Origin of the sequence: Chitinophaga sp. YIM B06452 (assembly GCF_039655965.1) — a bacterium.
Taxonomy (GTDB): Bacteria; Bacteroidota; Bacteroidia; order Chitinophagales; family Chitinophagaceae; genus Chitinophaga.
Genome location: NZ_JAWLKY010000002.1, coordinates 532,289 through 556,744, shown reverse-complemented (window position 1 = coordinate 556,744; position 24,456 = coordinate 532,289). Strand labels below are relative to the sequence as shown.

Annotated in this window: 23 protein-coding genes and 1 tRNA gene; 18 read left to right on the top strand and 6 right to left on the bottom strand. The window is 51.6% G+C overall.

Translation table 11 applies throughout. From position 1 onward, the window contains the following. Positions 1–2: 2 nt before the first annotated feature. The 8 genes from R3I13_RS11880 to R3I13_RS11845 all read left to right on the top strand — a co-directional run bounded on the left by R3I13_RS11880 (position 3) and on the right by R3I13_RS11845 (position 4,200). On the top strand, positions 3–257 hold the full coding sequence (locus tag R3I13_RS11880; RefSeq protein ID WP_346318172.1) for a hypothetical protein: 255 nt from the start codon (positions 3–5) through the stop codon (positions 255–257). A 1-nt stretch (position 258) separates the two neighbouring features. Next, positions 259–525, top strand: a complete 267-nt coding sequence (locus R3I13_RS11875; protein ID WP_346318171.1) for a hypothetical protein — start codon at positions 259–261, stop codon at positions 523–525. Continuing rightward, positions 522–983: a hypothetical protein gene (locus tag R3I13_RS11870; protein WP_346318170.1), complete on the top strand. Its 462-nt coding sequence runs from the start codon at positions 522–524 to the stop codon at positions 981–983. The genes R3I13_RS11875 and R3I13_RS11870 overlap by 4 nt, the downstream gene beginning before the upstream one ends. Next, complete coding sequence (locus tag R3I13_RS11865) at positions 980–1,477, top strand: glucosaminidase domain-containing protein (protein WP_346318169.1); 498 nt, start codon at positions 980–982, stop codon at positions 1,475–1,477. Before R3I13_RS11870 ends, R3I13_RS11865 begins: the two co-directional genes overlap by 4 nt. A gap of 109 nt (positions 1,478–1,586) precedes the next feature. Then, positions 1,587–1,850: a hypothetical protein gene (locus tag R3I13_RS11860; RefSeq protein ID WP_346318168.1), complete on the top strand. Its 264-nt coding sequence runs from the start codon at positions 1,587–1,589 to the stop codon at positions 1,848–1,850. A gap of 176 nt (positions 1,851–2,026) precedes the next feature. Next, on the top strand, positions 2,027–2,458 hold the full coding sequence (gene umuD, locus R3I13_RS11855) for a translesion error-prone DNA polymerase V autoproteolytic subunit (protein ID WP_346318167.1): 432 nt from the start codon (positions 2,027–2,029) through the stop codon (positions 2,456–2,458). After that, positions 2,455–3,717: a Y-family DNA polymerase gene (locus R3I13_RS11850; RefSeq protein ID WP_346318166.1), complete on the top strand. Its 1,263-nt coding sequence runs from the start codon at positions 2,455–2,457 to the stop codon at positions 3,715–3,717. Before umuD ends, R3I13_RS11850 begins: the two co-directional genes overlap by 4 nt. Before the next feature lie 3 nt (positions 3,718–3,720). Beyond that, positions 3,721–4,200, top strand: coding sequence for a hypothetical protein (locus tag R3I13_RS11845; RefSeq protein ID WP_346318165.1), 480 nt, complete (start codon positions 3,721–3,723; stop codon positions 4,198–4,200). A gap of 308 nt (positions 4,201–4,508) precedes the next feature. On the opposite strand, the gene R3I13_RS11840 is transcribed toward R3I13_RS11845, so the two are convergent. Next, positions 4,509–4,829, bottom strand: coding sequence for a hypothetical protein (locus tag R3I13_RS11840; RefSeq protein WP_346318164.1), 321 nt, complete (start codon positions 4,827–4,829; stop codon positions 4,509–4,511). 359 nt (positions 4,830–5,188) lie between these two features. On the opposite strand from R3I13_RS11840, the gene R3I13_RS11835 reads away from it, so the two are divergent. Beyond that, positions 5,189–5,425 (top strand): helix-turn-helix domain-containing protein, encoded by a 237-nt coding sequence (locus R3I13_RS11835; RefSeq protein WP_346318163.1) that lies wholly within the window; start codon positions 5,189–5,191, stop codon positions 5,423–5,425. On the opposite strand, the gene R3I13_RS11830 is transcribed toward R3I13_RS11835, so the two are convergent. Both R3I13_RS11830 and R3I13_RS11825 read right to left on the bottom strand, forming a co-directional pair. Continuing rightward, positions 5,379–6,731: a hypothetical protein gene (locus R3I13_RS11830; RefSeq protein WP_346318162.1), complete on the bottom strand. Its 1,353-nt coding sequence runs from the start codon at positions 6,729–6,731 to the stop codon at positions 5,379–5,381. The genes R3I13_RS11835 and R3I13_RS11830 overlap by 47 nt on opposite strands. A 107-nt stretch (positions 6,732–6,838) precedes the next feature. Further along, positions 6,839–6,912: transfer RNA gene (locus tag R3I13_RS11825), tRNA-Arg, on the bottom strand. 97 nt (positions 6,913–7,009) lie between these two features. Here R3I13_RS11825 and ung point away from each other — a divergent pair. Both ung and R3I13_RS11815 read left to right on the top strand, forming a co-directional pair. Continuing rightward, on the top strand, positions 7,010–7,681 hold the full coding sequence (ung, locus tag R3I13_RS11820; protein WP_346318161.1) for a uracil-DNA glycosylase: 672 nt from the start codon (positions 7,010–7,012) through the stop codon (positions 7,679–7,681). 35 nt (positions 7,682–7,716) lie between these two features. Then, positions 7,717–8,502, top strand: a complete 786-nt coding sequence (locus R3I13_RS11815; protein ID WP_346318160.1) for a 1-acyl-sn-glycerol-3-phosphate acyltransferase — start codon at positions 7,717–7,719, stop codon at positions 8,500–8,502. Positions 8,503–8,505: 3 nt separating this feature from the next. Here R3I13_RS11815 and R3I13_RS11810 read toward each other — a convergent pair whose 3' ends face one another. Further along, positions 8,506–8,883 carry a VOC family protein gene (locus R3I13_RS11810; protein ID WP_346318159.1) on the bottom strand — a complete coding sequence of 126 codons (378 nt, stop codon included), beginning with the start codon at positions 8,881–8,883 and terminating at the stop codon, positions 8,506–8,508. A 337-nt stretch (positions 8,884–9,220) separates the two neighbouring features. After that, positions 9,221–10,015, bottom strand: coding sequence for a helix-turn-helix domain-containing protein (locus R3I13_RS11805; protein ID WP_346318158.1), 795 nt, complete (start codon positions 10,013–10,015; stop codon positions 9,221–9,223). 325 nt (positions 10,016–10,340) lie between these two features. On the opposite strand from R3I13_RS11805, the gene R3I13_RS11800 reads away from it, so the two are divergent. The 3 genes from R3I13_RS11800 (at position 10,341) to R3I13_RS11790 (ending at position 15,490) form a co-directional block, all read left to right on the top strand. Then, the gene (locus tag R3I13_RS11800; protein WP_346318157.1) at positions 10,341–11,621 is read left to right on the top strand and encodes a Gfo/Idh/MocA family oxidoreductase; all 1,281 of its coding nucleotides are present in this window, start codon (positions 10,341–10,343) and stop codon (positions 11,619–11,621) included. Between the two features lie 24 nt (positions 11,622–11,645). Beyond that, positions 11,646–15,020 carry a DUF1080 domain-containing protein gene (locus tag R3I13_RS11795; RefSeq protein WP_346318156.1) on the top strand — a complete coding sequence of 1,125 codons (3,375 nt, stop codon included), beginning with the start codon at positions 11,646–11,648 and terminating at the stop codon, positions 15,018–15,020. Between the two features lie 269 nt (positions 15,021–15,289). Then, positions 15,290–15,490 carry a hypothetical protein gene (locus tag R3I13_RS11790; RefSeq protein WP_346318155.1) on the top strand — a complete coding sequence of 67 codons (201 nt, stop codon included), beginning with the start codon at positions 15,290–15,292 and terminating at the stop codon, positions 15,488–15,490. A 111-nt stretch (positions 15,491–15,601) separates the two neighbouring features. On the opposite strand, the gene msrA is transcribed toward R3I13_RS11790, so the two are convergent. Beyond that, complete coding sequence (gene msrA, locus R3I13_RS11785) at positions 15,602–16,156, bottom strand: peptide-methionine (S)-S-oxide reductase MsrA (protein ID WP_346319150.1); 555 nt, start codon at positions 16,154–16,156, stop codon at positions 15,602–15,604. A 333-nt stretch (positions 16,157–16,489) separates the two neighbouring features. Between msrA and R3I13_RS11780 the strand changes: the two genes are divergently transcribed. The 4 genes from R3I13_RS11780 (at position 16,490) to R3I13_RS11765 (ending at position 24,448) form a co-directional block, all read left to right on the top strand. After that, positions 16,490–18,595, top strand: a complete 2,106-nt coding sequence (locus R3I13_RS11780) for a MutS2/Smr-associated SH3 domain-containing protein (RefSeq protein ID WP_346318154.1) — start codon at positions 16,490–16,492, stop codon at positions 18,593–18,595. A gap of 69 nt (positions 18,596–18,664) precedes the next feature. Further along, entirely contained in the window at positions 18,665–19,558 is an 894-nt protein-coding gene (locus R3I13_RS11775; RefSeq protein ID WP_346318153.1) for a helix-turn-helix domain-containing protein, read from the top strand. A 464-nt stretch (positions 19,559–20,022) separates the two neighbouring features. After that, on the top strand, positions 20,023–21,204 hold the full coding sequence (locus tag R3I13_RS11770) for an efflux RND transporter periplasmic adaptor subunit (protein ID WP_346318152.1): 1,182 nt from the start codon (positions 20,023–20,025) through the stop codon (positions 21,202–21,204). Positions 21,205–21,280: 76 nt separating this feature from the next. Then, a complete protein-coding gene (locus R3I13_RS11765) occupies positions 21,281–24,448 on the top strand; it encodes an efflux RND transporter permease subunit (RefSeq protein WP_346318151.1) in 3,168 nt (1,055 codons plus the stop codon). The last annotated feature ends 8 nt before the right edge of the window (positions 24,449–24,456 follow it).

The window sequence follows — 24,456 nt, the reverse complement described above, 5'->3', positions numbered from 1 at the left end:
CTATGGCAACAAAATTCGGCGTAAGCCAAGTATCGAAAGACACGCCTGCATGGACGGTGAACATGACGGCAATTATCGCTGCTGTAGCTCTTTTTGCGCCCGACCTCATCGATTCCCTTCCGGGGCATGTATCGGCGGAAGCCAAGGAGTGGCTGGCATGGGGACTAAAGTTCCTCACCGCAGTGTCTGCTATTATCGCCGTTGTTTCCGGCCGGAAAGATCCTGCCTCTTTTCAATACCTGAATAAAAAGAAATAGCATGACCTGGAGCAACATAAAATTTACGGCCAACGAAGTGATCCGAATTTGCATTCAAGTGGTGCTCGGGGCCGTGTTCATCATCATGATGAAGGCTGACATTAAAATGATAGCCGACGGGCAGGCGGAAATGAAACAGGAGACCAAAGAAGACCGAGAGCGGGATCGTGCTTGGAAAGCCAAGATGGAAGCGGAATACAGCGAAATGAAGGTTCGTCTGGCTATTCTGGAACAAAAGGTCACCAATCTGGAAATTTATAAGCAATGAAAAATAGCTTAACGATATTGGCGGTCCTACTGGTCAGCGGCTGCATGACGCAGAAGAAGTGGGCAGAAGGTTGCGCTGAGCGCTTCCCGGTAAAAGAGAGCACCGTCTATGTTAAGGGTGAAATTCTCTACGATACCACCTACCTGGCACCGGACACGCTGGTATTTTGCGATACAGTAATCGTGAATTGTGATACCGTGAAAGGTAGGGTTACAAAGTACGTGTACAATGAACGGCTGTGCCCGCCACCTGCCATAGTTACCCGGCACCAGCTGGACACCTTAAAGATCACCAAGGTAGATAGTGCCGCGGTGCGGGTTGCTCAGATCGAAGCGAAGGAACAGCGCCAGCGTGCCGACCGGGTAACTGGGGGGCGGGACACCTGGCGCGGCATTGCGATTGTCTGCTTACTGATGATCGGTGCGGCCATTTTCTCAAAAATTAAAGGGTTCATATGACCAAGGAGTTGTTTTTCAAAATGTACTACCGCGATGCCTTGAAGGCTGAGCGTACGAGCGGCCGGCCGGCACTCGCTGTTCTGGCGCAGGCTGCGCTGGAAACAGGCTGGGGCGAACACGCACCTGGTAATATGTTCTTTGGCATCAAAGCCGGGAAAGGGTGGACCGGTAAGCGCCAGCTGATCACTACAACCGAAATTCACAGCACACGAACAGTTCGATACCCTGAAATCATCAGTATTACGCAGCGTCCCGATGGGAAGTTTAAATATCGGGTGAAGGACTGGTTTCGGGCCTACGATAACGCCGAAGAGAGCTTCACAGACCACGGCCTATTTCTCCGGAATAATCCTCGGTACGCTGCAGCTTTCAAAACTACTGATCCGCGCACGTTTGTTGAGGCACTGGGCGCTGCCGGCTACGCGACCGATCCCAACTATGCATCAACCTTGAAAAGTATCATTGGCAGCTTGGAGCAGTACATGCCGAAATAGTTTTTCATAACGTGGAATTTCTGGATTGGCCGGGGTTTTTACCCTGGCTTTTTTGTGGGAATACGGTTTCCCGTAATTTACTACCTGGTGATGGGCATACCTTTGATGTATGAAAAAAACAATCACAAGTTATAGGCTAGATGAGGGGTTACACGAGTTCTATATCGCGGGGCTCATACGGATCCGCACATTTGGCCGGGCATATCTGGCAGAAGCGAGCAGAGAAACGATAACCGAGCAACGACTCCCTGCAGGTCACCCGATAGATGTGAGTTCATTGATCGATATTGAGGAAGAGGTTAAGCGCATCATAAACAAGCATTTCACGCCAGAGCAGAAACACCATCTGATGGGCTGGCTTTCGAATCAATAAAGATATTATATAATGTGAATCATTTGTTTTATGGCCGGCTGTTTCTACAGCTGGCTTTTGTTTATATGGAACAGCCAGGCACGACTACCCGGCTTTCATTTCCTAACTAAAAAATCCACCCGCAAATTAGTTTGTATTCCTAAATAATTTAGTACTATTGCTAAAAATATTAGGATATGAGAGCGATTGATAAGCCTGCAGGGGAGCAGGTAAAGAACCGTATTGTCCGCACCCTTCCCTTCTTTGACACCACCGTAAATGCAGGCTTCCCTAGCCCTGCGCAAGACTATCACGAGAATGAAATTACCCCGGAAGAACTGATTGGTATGACTCCCACTACATTCCTTGTCCGCGTAAGTGGCCCATCTATGGAGGGGGCACATATACCCCATGGTTGTGTAGTAGCGGTTGACCGCAGTGCAAAGCCATCAGCTGGTAGTATCGTGGTAGCGCTTTTGAATGGCGAATTCACCATAAAGCGGCTGGTGAGATCCCATGCCGGGTGGATCTTACATGCAGAAAACCCGTCCTTCACTCCATATGTAGTGAAGGACGAAGATCAGTTCGACGTTTGGGGAGTAGTAAAAGCCATTGTGATTAAGCCATGATCGCGCTAGTGGATTGCAACAATTTCTACGTCAGCTGTGAACGGCTGTTCCAGCCGGACCTCCGCAGTCGGCCGGTAGTGGTGCTGAGCAATAACGACGGGTGCGTAATATCGCGTAGTGAGGAAGCTAAAGCGATAGGTATTGAGATGGGTGCGCCGGCGTTCCTGATGGAAGATTTCCTTACAGCGCACAATGTAGCAGTGCGCTCCAGCAACTACACGCTGTACGGAAGCCTTTCAGACCGGGTTATGAGTGTGCTGCAGGCGCATTGCGGGACGGTGGAGGTCTACAGTATCGACGAGGCCTTCCTTTACTTGGGCGACATGCCCCATCTCAACCAGGAACGTTATGCCGCGGATCTACGCCGGGCGGTTGCAGCAGTTGGCATTCCTGTATCCGTTGGGATAGCGGCAACAAAGACTTTGGCGAAGATGGCAAACCGGTTCGCCAAAAAAACGAAGAAGGAAACCGGTGTGCATGTTTTGGATACTCGGGAAAAGATCCACGAGGTGCTGGAGTATACACAGGTTGCTGATATCTGGGGAGTGGGTCCGCAATATGCGTCCCTGCTTCAACGCCGTGGCTTTAGGACTGCCGCGGCGCTGGCCAACGTGCCGGCGGAATGGGTGCGGAAAAACATGACCACGCAGGGCCTCCGGCTTTGGAATGAACTGCATGGGATGCCCTGTATCGAAATGGAGACCGAGGTGCCAGATAAGAAGAACATCTGCGTCGCGCGGTCGTTTGGCCAGCTGCTGAGCACCCGGGAGGATGTAAAGGAGGCGCTTGCGAATTACACTGCGATCGCCGCGAGAAAATTGCGCAAACAGGGCAGCTGCTGCCGGCGTGTCCAGGTTTTCATCCAGACGGCACAATACCGCCTGCAGGATCGCCAGCTTCGGCATTCCACTACAATGGAATTACCGGTAGCCACCGCCAGCACCGCGGAGTTGTTACACTATGCAGAGGTTGCCGTGCAGCGGATATGGCGCGACGGTTATAATTTCAAAAAGGTAGGCATCCTCCTTTTAGATCTGATCCCTGCCAGCCAGGTTCAAACAGGGCTCTTTGACCAAGTTGACCGCAGCCGCAACGATAAGTTGATGAAGGCCATGGACAGCATTAACCAGGCTGCCGGCGGCAAAGAGCTTGTAAAGTTCGCCGCACAGGGCTATGGCCGGAAATGGAGGCTACGTCAGGAAAGGCTTTCTCCCCGCTACACCACCCGCCTGGATGAGATTCTAACCATCAAAATTTGAGCTATGCACAATCCCCTTTCACTTCTGTTCCCGCAGCTATTGGACAGGCTTGTTGAGCATGGGTATAGGTATTTTGTCCGCCAATCTTTTCCCCGCGGCATAGATCTACCAGCAATAAAGGAAGCTTTCCTGATCACGCCATACTTGGATTTCGGCGAGGCAAACGCCCATTTCCAAGCCATCAGGTTTGATCATCGGAAATATATTTACCCGGTGGATCATCACGAAGAAAAAGCGAAACTTTATGCAGCAGCCGGACAGCCGGAGGGATACCGTGTGTTTGTGGCCTTATTGAAAGGAAAAACCTGGCGCCCGCCGCCGGATCTCGGTCCGCGAATCAAAGCATTCCTTAAAGCGCAGGGAAGGGGCAGCTCTGGCAAGATAGATGCTGTCCTGGGCATTCATTTTGGAGAATTGATCCTGGAAGTACGGGCAGGGGAGGACACATTCAAGGTGCCGTTAAGAGAAATTGACAATGCGTGAAACGGTGACAATAGGTATAACTGTTGTGGATTTACCTATAATGGTTTGCTTTGACCACTTAGGGCCCAGCTTAGGCTGGGGTGTGAATATAGATGGCTTCCGCTATATAAGATTCGCGCCAGATGGGGATGGATGGGTAGCAAGTTTTCACAAGGTGCCCGACTGGATTACAATGGCGGAATTGGCAATCCTAAAAGAAATGTTGATAGGAGCTTTAGAGACTTTGCGGAAATGAAATAACCAGGCAGGAATACCCGGTTAACTTGGTTACTATTTTAGTATTTCACGTCCGATTCCAGGGACTGGAATCATAGTGCAGAAACTTTATGTGTTTTAGTTATATCAAAGAGAACAGGTTCGGTTCCGCTTTCGATTTGGGCTTCATATCGCTGCAAAACTCCGTTTTGCATGAAGAATTCGCCATCACGAAAAACGGAAGCAGGGGCTTGGTATTTGTAAATTTCCCGCTCCGGTAAAAAATGGATTCGGTCGCAATGGACGCTGATATTGACATATTCAACGCCTTCACCTTGAAGGCTCTTAATAAATTGTTCAATTTTCTCCGCCAGCCGCTTTGCAGGATCAGGCTGCGTAGGAGGGGACGGGCCCTTCTTTTTTCCGAATATCATATGCCGGGTTTAGGGTAAAGGGAACCGGCCAAAAAAAAAATGGCGCGGAACTCAACTCATCCGCCGGGGACCCGCGAGAGCTCGGACACGGAATAAGAAGAGCCCACGCCATTAAGACATGGGCCTCGCCTCGTTCTCGTGTCCGGTTATTTCGCGGGTCCCCAGACGAAAACTATGCGATGCCTTTCAATATTTTGAGGCAGCGAAGAAACGAAAATAAATCAAATTCACATAAAACCTATTTAAATAGGGCCTATTAACATATGGCCTATTTAAATAGTATTTTTTTGGCTTTTATATATTTCATTAACAAAAAATAGGTTAATTAATTATCGGTTGTGTAAATTGCTGCCCGAACTATGATCTCAAATGAACAATACTTGGCCGCTTTAGGCTCCCGTCTCAAAAAACTGCGTGAAGACGCGGGGTATAAGAGCGCGGAGAGTTTTGCTGTGGATCATAAGATAAGCCGCACGCAGTATCTTGGTTACGAAAAAGGAAAGGACATGAGAATTACTTCTCTTCGCAAGATCGCTACAATACACAAGCTTACTCCAGAAGATCTTCTGAAAGGGTTGGAGTCTCGTCCTTCCTGAACCTAAAAACGAGCTTTTTCCCCTCCAGCTTCCTTTTTATTTCCTGCCGGCGCCGGCCGCTTTTAACATCGTATACAGACTTCACCATTGCCGTGCTGGTGTGGCTATTCTTTTGGGCGGCTTTCTGCTGGGCTTGAGAGATGGCTTGGTCTATGAACTTATCGACATCCTTGGTGGTCCGGCGGTGTTTTAGGCTGTAGATATCCGCAGTTATACCGAGTTTCTTTTTTACATGGGTGTTCCATCTGCGGGTAACCTGCTCCTCCCGGATTGGTTTTAATTGCCTTTGTGGAGACAAGCCCGTCCCAAAAATGAAAACTGGCTCATTGCCCACAAATGGTTCGCCTAAAGTAACAGCATAGTCAACCAGCTCTCTCCAGAGATGAAGTACCTCTCTGTCGATTTCTTTTTCCACCCAGGTAGGCGCATTCCTTTTGTTTACCAGAACTTTGAAGATTTTCTTTTTGATGTCAACATGATGCAGGCACACGGAAAGCAGTTCTGCAAGCCGGGCACCTGATTTCTCAAAAATGGAGACATATCGCCAGAAATTGTAATGGGTGCCATGAAGTGATTCCATCATACGTTTGTAGTCGTCGTCACTGATTAATTTACGCGGCGTCCGGGCTACTTTTTTCTTTTTGATGCCCTCTGTTGGAATTGAGTCGAAGAGCCGGTATTCGTCCAGGAATGCGAAAAGAATGGAAAGATTTTTTTTGTAATGGTTAAAGTTATTGTTTGACCAAATACCTTTTTTGCTGGTGCCGTTTTTGAATCGTATAACGGTGCCGGCCTTGATCTTTGCCACCCGGTCCAGGATAAGCCGTATCTGAAGACGGGTAACCTTTGAAATTTCCAGCGTGTCGATCTTAAGCGAAACGGCTGCTGCTTTGCAGTACTTCACAACGGATTTTATGTCATCCTTCGTGCTGGGAGAAACGTCGATATTGGCGGCTCCCCATTCCATGGCTTCGACCAAACCTGTATAAGGGGAAATCTCCAGGTCCTGGCTTTCAGGATTGATCATGAAAGTGCCCGCGATGGGGTTGTAGTTGTTTTGGTCCACCCGCCTGAGTTCCTCGGTGATCAATTCGCGGGTCAAATCCTGACGCAACTGAAGCACCTGCAGGTGGTTCATACCCTTGAGGATGACGAGCTTACCCTTTGGAAAGCGTTCGGAGAAGGCGGGATCGTGGAATCGGTACCAGATGTGCCATTGCTTACGTACTGAGGCTTTCTGCGTGTTCCAGTTTTGCGGCTTCACTTGAATTTCAGTGCGCCAGCAGCCATTAAGGAGAATTTTCATCGTAGCGGTTTGGTGTTAACGATCGTGTTAACGGTCAACGAATTTTGCTACGATAATTGAGAGAGTTTTTTGGCTGGAAACCCCGTCTGTAGGGGTCTCCAGCTTAGTGAACCGGATTGGATTCGAACCAATGACCTGCTGCTTAGAAGGCAGCTGCTCTATCCAGCTGAGCTACCGGTCCGGTAACGTATCACAATAAATTTTTCTTTATTGGGAGTGCAAATTTATATAATTTTCCAGCAATTAATCAAATTAATCGCTGACCCAAAGGTAATATAATGGACGTAAAGATTGAAAGCAGCTGGAAGGAAGCGTTGAAAGACGAGTTTCAAAAATCCTATTTCGAACAGATCGTCATGTTCCTCAAACATGAAAAGGCGTTGGGTAAAACCATCTATCCCCAGGGAAGCCAGATCTTTAATGCTTTTGACAAAACCCCCTTCGATAATGTGAGGGTGGTGATCCTTGGCCAGGACCCCTACCATGGCCCCGGGCAGGCCCATGGCCTTTGCTTTTCAGTTCAGAAAGGCGTAAAGCCGCCGCCTTCCCTCGTGAATATCTACAAAGAAATGAATACGGACCTGGGTATTCCCATTGCGCAAACCGGCGATCTTACGCCATGGGCCGAGAGCGGCGTGCTGCTGCTCAATGCCATCCTCACCGTGCGCGACGGGGAGCCGGCCTCGCATAGCAAGATCGGCTGGGAAACCTTCACTGACGCGGTGATACGCACCATTTCAAATAAGAAAGAAGGCGTGGTGTTCATGTTGTGGGGCAAGTTTGCGCAGGACAAGCAGGTGCTGATAGACGGCACTCAGCACCACATCCTGAAAGCGGCCCACCCATCGCCATTCAGTGCAGACAAAGGATTTTTCGGCTGCAAACACTTTTCAAAGGCAAACGAACTGCTGATCCGGCAGGGAAAAGAGCCGGTGAACTGGCAGTTGTGATTTTTTCTTAATATTACGTTTCATTCCCTTAGCGCATGAAATGGCTTAGAAACATTGCTGGTCGGGTTTTTGCAATTTACGGGCTGCTGCTCTTCGTTGCAACGCTGCTGATCGTGCTTATCCCTATCTGGATCATATCCTTCTTCCCTGATCCCCGCAAAACGCGTTATTTCCTGAACATCGGCAGGGTGTGGATGGGCATTTACATGCCACTCATCGGTTGCCCTGTTTTCCGCAAAGGCCTGGAACACTTCAAAAAAGGGCAGCAATACGTAGTGGTTTGCAATCATAATTCATTTATAGACGTGCCCGTTACCACGCCGGGTGTACCGGGCGTGAACAAGACCCTCGCCAAGGCTGAGATGGCTAAAATTCCCCTGTTCGGGATGCTGTACCGCATCGGCGGCATCATGGTGAACCGGAAAGACGATCACAGCCGCCGCCAGAGTTTCGAGCATATGCACAACGCGCTGAAAATGGGTATGCACATGGTGCTTTTCCCTGAAGGCACACGCAACCGCACCGGCATGCCCCTCAAAAAATTCTACGACGGCGCTTTTATTTTAGCGATAGAAGCGCAGACACCCATTATCCCTTCATTGCTCTTCAACACAAAAAAAATACAGGTGCCGGGCAAGTTCCTGTTCGCGCTGCCGCACCGCATCGACTTCCATTTCCTGCCGCCGGTAGACACCAAAGGCCTTACCCGCGCGGATATACCTGCGCTGAAAGAAAAAGTGTTCAACATCATGTGGGATTATTATACGGCCCGTGCAAAAGACGCCATCGTGAATACCACGCCGGACGTAGAACTGGCGTGATGCTTACAGCTGCGTGATCCACCACACATTCCCGAACGGATCCCTTACGCCGGCAGACCGGCCATAATCTTTATTATCCGGCGCACCCTCGGAAGTGGCGCCTGCAGCCATTGCTTTGTTGTACACATCATCAGTATCGGTCACGTACATGAATACACCGCCGGTTTGCGGGGGGAATTGTTCGGTGCTGTTGCCGAACATGACCACGCTGTCGTCTATCCGTAATTCCGCATGCAGGATGCGGCCGTTATCGTCCCGGTACACGGCTGATTCTTCGGCTTCGAAAACATTTTTGAGGAAGGAAATGAATTTGTCCCCGTCCGGCACCAGGAAGTAAGGGCAAAGCGTGGGAGAGCCCGCGGGTTTGTTGGGTGTTGCCATGATTTGTTTTTATTGCAATATTAGGATGGGGAAGGAGGGGGAAATTGGAGAAATGCGACATTTTATACGCGATAACGAATGCCGGTTGTCGAAAAAGTTGCTTTTAAGTGCTTATCGGGAAGAACGCACTTTGGAAGGACGATCTGATGGAGAATGATTTCTCTTTGCTTCCGCCCAGAATTGATTCAATGATGCATTATCAGACATCATCTGCCTCAATCTTTCCATCGGAGATTTGGAAAGCCAGATCTTTAGCTGGATTGCTTTAATATGTGCAGGTGTGTCTGTCATATGTTAAAGCAAGTTACTTTAACTCTCAGTTCAGGGCAAGAAATTTTCATCCTTCCCTATACTCAATCCCCTCCGGCCGGCCGGAGAAATATTGCCGTGGGTGGTACCCGGAGAACTCTTTGAAGTCGTGTATAAAATGGCTCTGGTCGTAGTACCCGCACTCATACGCCAGGCCTGTCAGGTTGTCTTCCACGCGGCCGTATTGTGATACAGCCCGCTGGAAGCGGATAATGCGCGACCAGGTTTTGGCGGTAAAACCCGCATACGTTTTGAAATTGCGTTCGAACTGGCGGGTGCTCAGGCATAGGTCTGCCGCCAGCTCCGTGATGTTTACCATGCCCTGCGCTTTCAGGATGGCCCTGATGGCCTGGTGTGCGGCGGTTTCAACCGGTTTGCGCCGGGCAAGCCGCGCCTGCAGGAAGGCGCTGAGTATCTCCACGCGTTGGTGGTGATACTTTGCCATCATGATCCGCTCTTCCAGCAGCCGTCCTTCTGCGCCGCAAACGGCGGCCAATTCAGGCATCCGGTTGCTGAATGCTTCTGAAGAGATGCCGAACAGCTGCGGCAGCGCGGAAGGATAAAGATAAGCCCCGAAGATGCCGAAGCTGCCATGCGTCAGGAAGCGGCTGTAGCGGCTGGTTTGCGCATGGAGCACCGCGGTCTGGTCGCAACTGCCGTCCAGCTGGGTAAAGCGGCCTTTGTAATGGAAGACCATTTCGGCGCAGCCGTCTGCCAGCGAGCGGTAAACGTACGGCTCCCCGTCCGGTACGTTGTACTCGAACACCCAGAACATGCGCACATACCGGGCAAGAGGGGCGGGAGGCGGAAAGGTGACGTACATGACGAGTGAAATATTCCCTTAAAGTTAGCGATATCACCCGAATTGCCATTTAGCCGCTGAAGCGTTGAAATGGACAAAAAAGCACAAAATGGCCCTCCATCTCATTTACTTAAATAAAAATTTTAGAAAAGTTTTTTACATTAAGTAAAAAATAAGAAAACTTTACGCTTTAGAGAAAATTGTCCGCATATTTGAAATGCATATATTATTTAAGGGGTTTTTTCAGGAAGGCAAAATACCTATCGTTTGGCTTCATCAACCATCAGCTTCAAAAAATCCAGTTTGTATTATTGCTAAAAATCACGTTTTACACTCAAAGAAAACCATGGGAAAGAAAGTAAATCAATCTTCCAGGAGGGCATTCGTCCGTAACTCCCTGGGAGCGCTAGCAGCTTTTACCATTGTACCCCGTCACGTCCTGGGCCGCGGCTACCTGGCCCCATCCGATACGCTGACGAAGGCCGTAGTGGGAACCGGCGGCATGGGCCGCGGTCACTTCGGTTACGCAGGCACCCGCGTTGTCGCCATTTGCGATGTGGACAAAGGTCACATTCAGAAAGGCCTGAATGCGCTCCCCAACGGCGGGAAAGGCGTTAAAACGTTTACCGATTACCGTGAGCTGATCCAGCTGCCGGAAGTGGACATCGTGCATGTGGCCACGCCGCCGCACTGGCACGGCATTATCGCGGCAGACGCTGCGCGCGCCGGGAAAGACATCTGGTGCGAAAAACCAATGACCGCCACGATCGGCGAAGGCAAGCGCCTCGTGGAAGCCGTTCAGCAGCATGGCAGGATCTTCAGGCTCAACACCTGGTTCCGCTTCTCAGACCGCTTTTACGGGATGGGCACCACCGTGGAGCCTATCAAGAAACTGGTAGACAGCGGCCTGCTCGGCTGGCCTCTTAAAGTGACCGTGAGCAAGCACACCGGCTTTGACTGGAAATTTTACTGGGTGGGCAAAACCAACCTCGAACCGCAGGCCGTTCCCAAAGAACTGGACTACGACATGTGGCTGGGCCCCGCACCCTACAAGCCATATAACGCACACCGCGTGCACGGCACGTTCCGCGGTTACTGGGACTACGATGGCGGCGGCCTGGGAGACATGGGCCAGCACTACCTGGACCCCATTCAATACTTCCTCGGGAAAGACAACACCAGTCCCGTGAAAGTAGAAGTGGACGCGCCCCAGCAGCACAGCGACGCCGTGGGCACCTGGCGCAAGATCACCTACACCTATGCAGACGGCTGCCAGATCGTGCTGGATGGTGCGGGCACCGAAACGAAAGCCGCTTATATCGAAGGGCCGAAAGGCAAGCTGTATCCCGGTTTCAAGTCAGACATACCAGACCTTGAAAAGAAACTCGCCGCCTTCCCTGATCCCGCGCCGCAGGTAACGGATTTCGTGGAAGCCGTGAAAAAACGCCAGAAGTTCGCGCTGAACGAAGAGAACGGCCACCGTTCCGCCACCATCGTGAACATGGGTAAAATAGCCCTGCAACTGGGCCGTAACCTCGAATTCGATCCCGTAAAACAGGAGTTCATCAACGACGAAGGCGCCAACAGGCTGATATTCCAGCCTATGCGCGGCCCCTGGACCATCTAGCTTGCATCACCCTGACAATTAAACATGATGAAAAAAATATTGATTGCTGCTGCTTGTTGTTTCCTTCAGCTGGGCGTTATGGCCCAACCGAAGCAGGATAACCGCGCCGCACATACGAAAATAGCAGACCTGCTGCAACAGCAGCCTGCAAAGAACCAGGCCGCACTCCAGGCCAATATGGCGGCTCTCGCGGAGCTGGGGGAAGAAGGCATCACCGGAATGGCGGCCATGCTTTCCGCACCCGGCAAAGGCGACAACTCAGCCATCCAGTACGCACTCTCCGGTTATGCTTTTTATGTAACCCAACCCGGTAAGGAAGACCTGCGCAAAGCCGCAGTGGCTGCCTATTCCAAAGCGCTGGGCCAGGTGCAGGATAAAGAGAACAAAGCTTTCCTGCTGTTGCAGCTCCAGCAGATCGGTACAGACCAGGCGGTGGCTTCCATCATACCTTACCTCACCGACGAGCGCCTGGCAGACCCTGCGGCCCGCACGCTTTCCAAGATCAATTCACCCGCGGCGCAGCAGGCCCTGCTGGCAGCTTTGCCAAAGCTGAGCGGCCGCAACAAACAGATCCTGGTAGAAGCCATCGGCGACGCCGGTGTTCCCGCTGCTACCAGCGCGTTGATACCGTTGGCTACAGGTGCGGATAAGATGCTGGCAAAGACCGCCCTCTACGCCCTCGCGCAGATCGCGGACCCCGCTGCCGGTAAAACGCTGGAGACCGCAGCCCGCGTTGCTGATTACAAATACGACATTACCAATGCCACCGGCTCCTACATCGCCTATGCGCAGAACCTGCTGGCAAAAGGAAATAAAAAAGAAGCGTCCCTCGCCGCGCAGAACATCTGGAACAAAGCGCAGGCGCCGGAACAGGTACATGTGCGCACTGCCGCATTATATATCCTGAACCAGGCAGAAGGGGAGAAAGCGCTGCCCATGCTGCTGGCTGCCGTAAACGATAAACAACCCGAATACCGCGACGCCGCCATGAAATTTGCAAGCGGCTCCCTCGGTACCGTTGCCACCGCGGCATGGATCAAATCCTTATCCAAAGCCACGCCCGACGGCAAAGCCGCGGTGATCACCATGCTGGGGAATAATAAAGTAGAAGCGGCCCTTCCTGCCATTATGCCTTTCCTGAAAAGCAAGGATGCGGCGGTGAAACTGGCCGCCATTACCGCGGCAGGACAGATCGGCGGCGAAAAGTCCGTACCTGCGCTGCTTGGCGTAATGAAAACCGGTAACACTGCTGAAATTACTGCCGTGAAAAGCACGCTGCAAACGATCAAAGGCGATGAGGTAACCGCTCAATCCGGTTCCCTGCTGGCTAATATGCCCGCAGCGGCACAGATAGCGCTCATAGATGTGCTCGCTTCCCGCAAGGCAGACGGCCGTGTGCAGGACGTACTGGCCCTCACCGGATCGTCAGACGCAGGCGTACGCAAAGCCGCCATGGGTGCATTAAAAGATATGGCAACTGCAGGCAACCTGCCCACACTGTACAAACTGCTTTCTTCCGCACAGAACGCTGAAGACATCAAAGCCCTGCAGGCCGCTGTGATAGCTGCCGCGCCGGGCCAGCAGAAAGCAGTGATCGCGCAGATGGAAACGGAAACCCCTGCAGGTCAGGAACGTTATTATGCGATCCTCGCAGGTTTGGGCGGCGCTGATGCGCTGAAAGTGGTGAACAATGCATTCGAAAAAGGCAACGCTTCCCAGAAAGCCGCGGCAGTGGCAGCGCTCAACGACTGGAAAGACGAAGGTGCAACGAATTCGTTGTTGCAGATTGCCCGTAAAGACGCTGCTTACCGCAACACCGCTTTACAGGGATATGTTCGTTTAGCCAAAGCCGTTAGTCAGCCCGAACAACGCCTGCTGATGCTGGGTAATGCCATGGAACTGAATCCTGACGCAGCTTTGAAGAAAAGGATACTCACGCAGGCGGAACAATGTAATACCTTCCCCGCGCTCATATTCGCAGGCAGTTTCCTGGACGATGCAGCCGTGCAGCAGGAGGCAGCGCAGGCAGTGATGAATGTTGCCCTCGCAGATAAGAGCTACAGCGGTGCCACCGTGCGCAGCCTGCTGGAAAAAACATCTTCCGTGCTGAAAGGCCGCGATGCAGACTACCAGCGCGAGGCCATCCGCAAATACCTCGCTGAAATGCCCGCAGGCGAAGGTTTTGTGAGCATGTTCAACGGTAAGGACCTCAGCGGCTGGAAAGGCCTGGTGGCCAATCCTGTTAAACGTGCGCAGATGGACGCCGCCACCCTTGCAAAAGAGCAGGAGAAAGCGGATGCGAAAATGCGCGAAGGATGGAGCATAACCAATGGCGTGCTGACATTCAACGGTCATGGCGACAACCTTTGCACCACCAAAAAATATGGTGATTTTGAAATGTTCGTTGACTGGAAAATAGAGCCCAACGGCGATGCCGGCATTTATCTCCGCGGCACCCCGCAGGTGCAGATCTGGGATACTGCCCGCAGGGATGTTGGTGCCGATGTGGGTTCCGGCGGCCTTTACAACAACAAGACTAACCCAAGCAAGCCCGCCAAGCTGGCGGATAATGCACCGGGCGAATGGAATACTTTCCGCATCATCATGAAAGGCGACCGCGTAACCGTATATCTCAACGGCGAGCAGGTGGTGGATAATGTGGTGCTGGAAAACTACTGGGACCGCAAGTTGCCCATCTTCCCCGAAGAGCAGCTGGAACTGCAGGCCCATGGCACCAAAGTGTACTACCGCAACCTGTACGTACGTGAGTTTCAACGTCCCAAACCTTACGTTCTCAGCGATGAAGAAAAGAAAGAAGGTTACCGCATCCTGTTCGACGGCACCAATATGCACGAATGGACAGGCAACACCAGCGGCTACGTGATCGAAGACGGCGCGATGGTTTGCGAACCCAAAAGCGGCAGTGGCGGAAACATCTACACCAAAGACGAATTTGCTGATTTTATTTACCGTTTTGAATTCCAGCTCACTCCCGGTGCGAACAACGGCCTGGGTATCCGCGCCCCGCTCGGCGGCGACGCGGCTTACAAGGGCATGGAATTGCAGATCCTGGACAACGATGCGGACATCTACAAAAATCTCCAGGTATACCAGTACCATGGTTCGGTGTATGGCGTGATCCCCGCCAAACGCGGCTTCCTGAAGCCCACCGGCGAATGGAACTACGAGCAGGTAACCGTAAAAGGCACTCACATCACCGTAGAGCTGAACGGCACCGTGATCCTCGACGGCGACATCGCGGATGCGCGCGACAATGGTACCCTCGACCACAAGGACCATCCCGGTCTGAAAAACACGACGGGGCATATCGGCTATCTCGGCCATGGTTCCGTAGTGCGTTTTAAGAACATCAGGATCAAAGATTTGTCGAAGAAATAGTATTTCAACAACTTAAGGTAAAAGGCAGGCCATTGCGGTCTGCCTTTTTTATTGCGGACAACGATAGGGGAGATGCGCCTTTTCATACGTCTAATAACCGGAGGATGTGGATTTATATAAACAGGGTTAACCAACAACCAGGTAAATTTATCCACAACATGGAATGTGGAAATATTCTTTGAGCGCTCCTGTAAACCTTTTACAGGTTGGCACGTTATAGGATGTAACCGAATATTGTAACCTAAAGTTTGACCCAAAATATGCCCTCTATGAAGACGGTAACCTTGATTGGTGGTATCACCGGAATTTTAATGGCAGTGATCGCCTACTTTGCCGAATTGAACAGCTGGATGAGCACAGAAGTTGTGCTGACTGTCGGATTTGCCGGATATGTGCTCATTATCACAGCCATTGCGTATTTCCTGCTGGCCTGGCTGTACAAAGGCAGTAAAAAGCTGGACGTGTTGTAAAACAGCGGGATACGCCGTAAAATAATTGCTTTAGACTGACCCGGGATACCTCCGGTAATAAAAAAAGACGCCCCCGGAGGCGTCTTTTTCAGTTTTGTCAGAAATGCAATACTATTTCTTTAGCTTCTCCGCGAAAGCCTTCTTGAATTTCTCCAGCTTCGGCTTCACCACGTAATAACAATATGGTGCTGAACCATTTTGATTATAGTAATTCTGGTGATAGTTCTCCGCCTTGTAAAAAGCCTTGAAAGGGGCGATCTCCGTTACGATCGGCGCGCTGTAGGAGCCTGATTCCTGCAGTTTCTTTTTGTAGAACTCTGCTTCCTTCCGCTGCTCCTCATTGTGGTAGAAAATGACGCCCCGGTACTGGGTACCTACGTCGTTGCCCTGGCGGTTCAGCTGGGTAGGATCGTGGCTGAGCCAGAAAGCTTCCAGCAGGGTGGCAAAGGTGATCTTTGCTGGATCGTAGGTGATCTGCACCACCTCGGCATGGCCGGTATTGCCGGTGCTTACCTCTTCGTAAGTGGGGTTGGGCCGGTCGCCCCCGGAATAGCCGGATTCCACTGTCAATACCCCTTCCAGCTGCTGGAACTGTGCTTCCGTGCACCAGAAGCAGCCGGTGCCGAAGGTTGCCGTTTCGGTCTTTGTGTCTTTTGGAATGCTCATATCCCCTGGTTCTTTACTTGTTTCGTTTTTGGACTGTGCGCAACTGACCAGGCCGGAGCCTGCGAAAAGCGTTGCGAGCAGGTATTTTTTCAGGTTCATCATATGTTTGTTCTGTCTATCAAATTACGATATCCCTGGTGCTTTGGATCAACAAGTTAAGTAACTTTAACATTCTTTTGAGAAAAGGCGGATGATGAACCGCATTTGTCATTCGTACCGGTTTATTGATCAATCGCTTTTGAGCATTTCCGGGAGATGGTCCAACTTTGCGGAACGAAAAAAGGAAAAAAGGTTGCACCGGGCCGGCAGCCGCAAAATTTAAATTGACAAAAGGTGAAATATTTTCCAGAGTCGGCGCTGGTACAGTTGGAGTTTGACAAAGTAAAAACATTACTGCAGGAGCATTGCAAAACGGAGCTGGGCAAGCAAATGGCCGAAGAGCTGCGCCTGCATACACACATCGATTACGTGAGAACCGCGCTGCAACAGGCGCATGAATACAAGCAGCTGGTGCTGATCCAGGTGCATTTTCCGAATGACTACGTGCTGAACCTGAAGCAGGAACTCCGCCTGCTGGACATCCAGGGGGCCGTGCTCACGGGTGAACAGTTCATGCAGATCCGCAAGCTGGCGGAAAGCATGAACAGCATTGTACGATTTTTTGATGCCGACAGGAGAGTGACCTATGCAGCCTTGCATAGCGTCATTGCCAACACATACTACGAAAAGAAGATCGTGGCGCTGATAGACGAAGTGCTGGACGAGGCCGGGCAGGTGAGGGACAACGCCACGCCTGAGCTGGCCAGGCTGCGCATGCAGCTGTTCCGCAAGCGCACCGAACTTAGAAGGGTGTTTGACCGCATCCTTTCCAAATTACAGAAGCAGGGCTACCTGGCGGATATTGAGGAGAGTTTCCTCAATGGCCGCCGGGTAGTGGCCATTTTCGCCGAACAGAAGCGCATGGTGAAGGGCATCCTTCACGGCGAGTCAGATACCCGGCGGACGGCCTTCCTGGAGCCGGAAGAGACCATCCAGCTCAATAACGAAGTATATTCCCTGGAGCGGGACGAGCAGCGCGAGGTATACAGGATACTGCGCGGCCTTACCGCCGACCTGGCGAAACATCACAGCCTGCTGAGCGGTTATCACGACATCCTGGGCATTTATGATTTTATACGGGCAAAAGCCCGCCTGGCCCTGGATATCAACGGCAACTTCCCCATGCTGGTGCCGCATGCGCAGGTGCACCTGGTAGAGGCTTACCATCCCTTGCTGCTGCTGTATAACCGCAAGCAGGGTAAGCCCACCATCCCCATCAGCATGACGCTGGACAAGGAGCAGCACATCCTCGTCATCAGCGGGCCCAATGCCGGGGGGAAAACCGTGACGCTGAAGACCGTAGGGCTCATCCAGCTGATGCTGCAGGCGGGCCTGCTGGTACCCGTGCACCCCACCAGCCAGCTCGGCATCTTCCGGCAGCTGATGATCCACATCGGCGACACGCAGAGCCTTGAATTTGAACTGAGTACCTACAGCTCGCATCTGAAGAACATGAAACACTTCATGGAGAATGCGAACGGCAGGACGCTCTTTTTTATAGACGAGCTGGGCAGCGGCTCAGACCCCAACCTGGGCGGGGCCTTTGCCGAGGTGATCATGGAAGAGCTGGCGCGCAAGCATGCCTTCGGCATCGTGACCACCCACTACCTGAACCTGAAGATCATGGCCGGGAAAGTGAAAGGCATCGTGAACGCTGCCATGGGCTTCGATGAGCAGAACCTGCAGCCTATGTATAAGCTGCTGATCGGCAAGCCGGGCAGTTCCTATACGTTCAGCATCGCGCAGCGCATCGGGCTGGACCAGGGGCTGATCAACCGGGCCAGGAAGCTGGTGGATGAAGGGCATTTCAGGCTGGACAAGCTGCTCAACAAGGCCGAGCAGGACCTTCAGAAGGTGGAAAGCAGGGAAAAAGAGCTGCAGAAACTGCTGAAAGAGAACGAGAAGCTGAAGAAAGAGTACGAAATATTGTCTGATAAAGAACGCGTACAGCAGCAATATACCCTTCAGAAGCTGCAGAACAAGATCAAGGAAGATGACCTGGCGTACCTGAAGGATATGGAGCGCAAGCTGAAGCAGATCGTGATAGAATGGAAACGGACAGAAGACAAGCAGAAGGTGATCAAACAGGCGGAAGCCCTGCTGTTTAACCGCAAAAGCCAGGCAATTAATGAAAAGATAAAGAAGAAGGTGCAGGACAGGTTCGAGGAGGTGAGGGGCGAAGTGAAACCGGGCGACCAGGTGAAGATCCGGACCAATAACCAGGTGGGCAGGGTGAACGAGCTGCGCGGCAAAGTGGCCGTGGTGCAGATCGGCAACATCCCCATCCAGGTGAAGCTGGCGGACCTGGTGCTGGTGCAGGAGCGGCAAAAGGCAGAATAACGTATCTTTACAGCCCTTTTATTGAAAACAGCCCGGGCACAGGGATCATTAACCGTAAAAACACATCCCATGCAACTGACGAAGTTCAATCATATTCCCCTGATAAGCGTGCAGGATTCCGCCTATGCGGAAGAAGGCTCGCAATTCCTCATCCACCTGGCCAATCTCCGTGAGATAGACTGGGAGGGGTTCGACGTTCCGCACCGGCACGATGGTTATACCATAGATATCCTGCTGAAAGGGAGCGTGACCCAGTATATTGACTTCGAGAAGCATACCATTCACGCCCCGGCCATCATCATGCTGGAGCCGGAGCAGATCCACCAGCACGACCGCAGCGCCGATGCTGAAGTGCTGGCCATGTACTTCACGCGTGACTTCCTGGTGACAGAAACCCTCGGGGTGCTCAGCTGCTGGCAGTGCGTATTTAAGGACAATATCCTGCACCTGGAAGAAAACCAGCTCCAGGAAGTGCTTTCCTTCGCGCGCATCCTACTGCACGAGTTCCGCAGCGACAAGCCGCGCAAAGAAGCCGTCCTGCGCCATATCCTGAGCGCGTTCATCATCGCCTGCGGACGGATAGCCCGGCCGGAGACCGGCAGCACGGAGATATACCGTTCCGAAGCCCCCTTCAACGGGCTGGGCATCCAGTTCAAAATACTGGTGGACGAACATTTCAGGGAGAAGGTACAGGTGGCGGAATATGCCGAAATGTTGCACGTTACCCCCGGGCATTTGAACGATACGGTAAAAAACACCATCGGCCGCAGCGCCAAACAGATCATAGACGCCAAGCGGATCATGGAAGCCAAACGCCTGCTGTTCTGGCAAAAGCACTCTGTGAAGCAGATTGCGGGGGAACTGAACTTCGACGACGACGCTTATTTCTCCCGTTTCTTTAAAAAACACACGGGGCAGACGCCGGCGCTGTTCCAAAAAACCATCCGCGAAAAGTACAATTAATACCGCGATTCGGAACGTACAACTTAAGAACAGACTTTATACATTTGCATTGTCAATTGCAACGCATCAATACAGCGAACGATGAAACTTATGTAAACCTAACTGTGACAGCTCTGTTTTGAAGATATAACAGCAATATCGGAAAACAGGAACTACTAGTTACAGCGACATACTGCAAGCCCAGGCAGTATTACAGTCTTCCTTTTTTCACACCATGTTTTGAATAGCCAGGTACAACTATGCCTGAATGTTCTGTAATGTCCATTGCTTTTTGCAAAAAAAAAGCGGTGATCATGCGGCGCGTATAAGGCCGGAAGATGATTGGAACAACTAATGACGAACTTAAAAACATTTGTAAGATATAGCATACCAGGCATCGGTCTGTTAACGGTAATATATTAACACCGGGCCTGCATGTGCCACATAAAACCGGACTCACGTTAAATTCTATAACACAATAACACATGGAACTATCACTCAAAAAAATGATCACACACAAGCCACTCGGTTACTTGTCAGGCGTCCTGATGTTGGCTGTATTCTTATATAGCTGCTCATCTCCCCAGGCAGGTCCTCCCCAACAGGGGCCCCCGCAGTTGCCGGTGATGGTGGTTACATCGGCCCCGGCTACTACTTACCTGGAATTCCCGGCTTCGCTTGAAGGAAAGGTGAATGTAGACGTGCGCCCGCAGGTAGCCGGCTGCCTGGAGAAAATATTTGTAGATGAAGGCGCTTATGTAAAAGCAGGGCAGCCTTTGTTTAAAATCGATCCGAAGGTATATGCCGAACAGCTGAACGGCGCCAGCTCGAACCAGCTTGCAGCACAGGCTAACGTAGAAAAGGCGCAGGTAGAAGTGGACCGCCTGGAGCCCCTGGTTGCCAGCAACGTGGTTTCTGACGTACAGTTAAAGACCGCGAAAGCAAACCTGGAGGTGGCGAAAGCTGCATTGGCCCAGGCTAAAGCAGCTGTAGGCAGCGCCAGGATCAATGTAGGCTATACCCTGGTGACCGCACCGGTAAGCGGCTACATCGGGAGGATCCCTTATAAAGTGGGTGCCCTTGTAAGCAACGTTGACGCCCAGCCTCTTACCGTGCTTTCTGAAGTACGTGAAATGTACGCTTACTTTTCAATGAGCGAAGCGGACTTTATCACCTTCAAGAACAACTTCCCGGGCAAGACGCTGGAAGAGAAGCTGAAGAATGCACCTCCGGTAGAACTGATACTGGCAGACAACAGCACGTTCGAACAGAAAGGGAAAATAGAAACGATAGAAGGGCAGTTCAATAAAACAACCGGCGCTATCAGCTTCCGCGCCACTTTCCCCAATGCCGACGGCGTACTGCGTACGGGCAACACAGGCAAAGTAAGGTTCGCGCAGGAAGTGGCTGCCGCCATTACGATACCGCAGGAAGCTACATTCGAGATACAGGATAAAGTGCTCGTATATACCGTAGCTGACAGCAATAAAGTGGCCAGCAGGCCTATCAGGATCGCCGGTAAAACAGCCAACTTCTATTATGTAGGTGAGGGACTGAAAGCAGGCGAGAAGATCGTTCTGTCCGGTACCGGCAGCTTAAAAGACGGGGCTGTTATTGCACCGCAGCAGGTATCGGCAGACAGTGTGCTTAAGTCAAAACCATTGTAAGTAACAGGCGATGCTTTCATGGTAAAGCATAGCATGCAAAATCGATTTTTACTTACGATCTAAAAGTGAATTCATCATGTTAAGAAGATTTATATTAAGGCCGGTGCTTTCAACGGTAGTGTCCATAATCCTGTTATTATTGGGCATTATCTCCTACTTCGCCCTGCCTGTTACGTTGTTCCCGGACATCGCGCCGCCCAGTGTGACGGTGACGGCCGTTTACCCCGGCGCCAACGCCGAAGTAGTGGCCCGTTCCGTGGCTAACCCGATCGAGGAATCGGTGAACGGGGTGGAGAACATGACCTACATGACCTCCAACTCCAATAACGACGGCAGTATGGTGCTGACGGTCTATTTCAAACAGGGGACCGATCCTGATATCGCTGCCGTGAACGTGCAGAACAGGGTATCCAAAGCCACCAGCCAGTTACCCGCAGAGGTAGTAACAGCCGGTATCAGCACGCAGAAAGTACAGAACGGTTTCATCATGTTCATGGGTTTATATAGTGAAAACCCTAAAGAGTACGATGAAAAGTTCCTGCAGAACTATATCAAGATCAACCTGATCCCCCAGATCCAGCGTGTGCCCGGTGTAGCCCAGGCGCAGATCTTCGGCGCCAAAGACTATTCCATGCGTATCTGGCTGAAGCCTGACCGCCTGGCAGCCAATAACCTCGCGCCGCAGGACGTACTGAACGCCATCAGGGATCAGAACATTGAATCGGCCCCGGGCCGTTTGGGTGAAAACAGCAAGGAAACCTTTGAATTTGTATTGAAATACAAAGGAAAGCTGAGCCTGAACGAAGACTATGAGAATATTGTCATAAAAGCCAACAGCGACGGATCTATGCTTCGCCTGAAAGACGTGGCCCGTATAGAATTCGGGTCGCTCAACTACGGCGCGAACAACCTGCTGGATGGCAAACCGGCAGCTGGTTTTGCCATCATCCAGACAGCCGGCTCCAACGCCAACGAGATCCTTGATAATATCGAGCATCTGCTGGTGGATTTCAGGGCTTCTCTTCCTACCGGCGTGAAGACGGAAGTAATGTACAACGCCAAGGACTTCCTGGACGCCTCCATACACCAGGTTCGTGAAACGCTCGTGATCGCATTTTTGCTGGTGTTCCTCGTGGTGTATATATTCCTGCAGGATTTCCGCTCTACGCTGATCCCGGCTATTGCAGTGCCGGTGGCCATCCTGGGCACTTTCTTCTTCCTGCAGCTGTTTGGTTTCAGTATCAACCTGCTCACCCTGTTCGCTCTCGTACTGGCAATCGGTATCGTGGTGGACGATGCGATAGTGGTGGTGGAAGCCGTGCACGCCAAAATGGAACATACGCGATGGCCGGCCAGGAAAGCTACGCTGAAGTCGATGGATGAAATCTCAGGCGCTGTTATTTCCATTACCCTGGTGATGATGGCGGTGTTTATACCCGTTGGTTTTATGCAGGGTCCCGCAGGCGTGTTCTACAGGCAGTTTGCATTTACGCTGGCTATTGCGATCATGATCTCCGCGGTGAACGCGTTGACCCTGAGCCCCGCGCTGTGCGCCCTGTTCCTGAAAGCGGAAGGAGGCGAGCATGGCGAGAAAACAGGGTTTGGAAGCCGCTTCTTTAATGCCTTTAACGCCAGTTTCCGCTCGATGACGAACCGGTACATCAAGAGCCTTAATTTCCTTATCAAACGTAAGGCAGTCGCCATCGGCCTCCTGGCAGTTGTAACGATCGGGGCCTTTATATTGGCCCAGAGAGCACCTACCGGGTTTATTCCCACAGAAGACCAGAGCTTCGTATTATACGCGCTAAACACGCCTCCGGGCAGTTCCCTGGACAGAACGCATAAGTCTACACAAAAAATAGACGAGGCGCTTCGCCAGATCCCGGCAGTAAAACATACATGGACCGTAGACGGTTTTAACTTCATCAGCAACGCTGCCGCATCTCCTTATGCTGCAGGGTTCGTACGCCTGAAAGACAGGGGTGAAAGAGGTCCCGTAGAGAATATCGACCAGATCACGGGGATGATGTACGGGCCGGCGAGCCAACTGAAAGATGCGAGCGCCTTCTTCTTTACCTTCCCGACAGTACAGGGTTTTGGTAACGTGAGCGGCTTTGAGTTCATGCTGCAGGATAAGCAGGGGCGCCCGCTGGATCAGCTGGGTAACAACGCCTGGGCCTTTATCGGCGCTTTGATGCAAAGGAAAGAGATCGGTGCGGCCTTTACCACCTTCTCCGCCGGCAACCCCCAGTACAGGGTGGAAGTGGATAACTTTAAGGCCAAGCAATTAGGCGTGTCTATTAACGACCTGATGCAGACCCTGCAGATATACTACGGCAGCAGTTACGTTTCGGACTTTAACCGTTTTGGTAAATACTACCGTGTGGTAGCGCAGGCTGACGTACCCTATCGTACCGATATCCATTCGCTCGACGGTATTTATGTGAAGAACAGCCAGAGTGAGATGGTACCGGTGAAATCGATGGTGTCGCTGAAACGCGTATATGGCCCGGAAACGGTGACCCGCAACAACATGTTCAATGCCGTGACCATCAACGGTACGCCCAAGCCGGGTTATAGTACAGGTGATGCCATCAGGGCCATTGAAGAGACAGCCAAAACGGCGTTGCCGGCTGGTTATGGGTATGAATGGACCGGTGCGACCCGCGAAGAGATCAGCGCAGGCGACCAGCAGATTTATATCTTCCTGCTCAGTATCATATTCGTATACTTCCTGCTGGCAGCACAATACGAAAGTTATGTATTGCCGCTCGCAGTTATCCTGACCATCCCGACAGGTATCCTGGGCGTATTCGCGTTCATCGGTTTTGCCGGCCTGGACAATAACATCTACGTACAGATCGGTATGATCATGCTGATAGGTTTGCTGGCAAAGAACGCCATCCTGATCGTGGAATTTGCCGTGCAGCGAAGACGTAACGGCATGGGCCTGGTAGAATCGGCGCTGGCCGGGGCAAGGGCCAGGCTTCGTCCTATCCTGATGACTTCATTCGCCTTTATCGTAGGTCTGATACCCCTGGTATTTGTGCAGAAAGGCTCCGCAGTGGGTAACCATTCCATTGGTTATAGCGCCATCGGCGGTATGTTGACCGGGGTAATATTGGGCATATTTATTATTCCTGTGCTGTATGTGATATTCCAGTTCTTACAGGAAAAAATAACCGGCCGTCCCGGCCTGAGGGTTTATGAAGAAGAGATGGAAATGGAAGAAGCAACTGTATAAGTAAAATC